Annotated in this window: 1 protein-coding gene; it reads right to left on the reverse strand. The window is 62.1% G+C overall.

Translation table 11 applies throughout. From position 1 onward, the window contains the following. Positions 1–159: 159 nt before the first annotated feature. A partial coding sequence (locus tag ACXJ7R_RS34970) for an SDR family oxidoreductase (RefSeq protein WP_457155779.1) occupies positions 160–790 on the reverse strand: 631 nt, incomplete at its 5' end.

Raw genomic sequence — 790 nt, forward strand, 5'->3', positions numbered from 1 at the left:
CTCGCAGCCACGTAGGTTCTGATCAGCATCATGGTTCCAGGACCTGTATTGGCAAAAGACCCGTTTCGACAGGAAACGGCATCGCCAAATCGCACGGAAAAAGCAAGACCGGCCGTCCACCTTGCGACAATCAACATGCATCCTGGCGGGGAAAAGCCTTCACGTCCGGTTGATCGACACGCCGCCATCGGCAAACAGCGCGGCTCCCGTGGTGAAGCTCGATGCGTCGGAGGCAAGGTAGAGGGCCGAACGGGCGATCTCTTCCGGTGTCGCGATACGCTTCAACGCATGCAGGTTTTCGACGAAAGCTCGCGACTCAGGAGTCTTGAAGGTCGCTGCCGGCGTGTCGGTGCCGCCGGGCAGCAGCGCGTTGACCCGCACGCCCTTTGGGCCATATTCAGCGGCCAGCACCTGAGTCAGCCCGATCAGCCCGGCCTTGCTCGCGGCATAGCTGGTCATGCCGGGCATGCCAACGGTGTTACCGACGAAGGTGGAAGTGAAGATCAGCGAACCACCGCCGCGCTCGATCATCGCCGGCACCTGATACTTCGCGCCGAGAAACGCGCTGGTGAGGTTGGTGTCGAGCGTCTCGCGCCATCCATCCAGCGACAGTTCCGAAATCGGACCCATCAGGCCGACGGCGCCGGCGTTGTTGAAGGCGATGTCGAGCCCACCGAATTTTTCGACAGCCAGATCGACAAGGGCTTTCGCATAGGTTTCGTCGCGGACATTGCCGGCAARGGCGACGGCCGTGCCGTCGGCGTCGGCTATCTCGGCCACCAGCGCATCG

This window comes from Mesorhizobium sp. P5_C1, assembly GCF_054049815.1.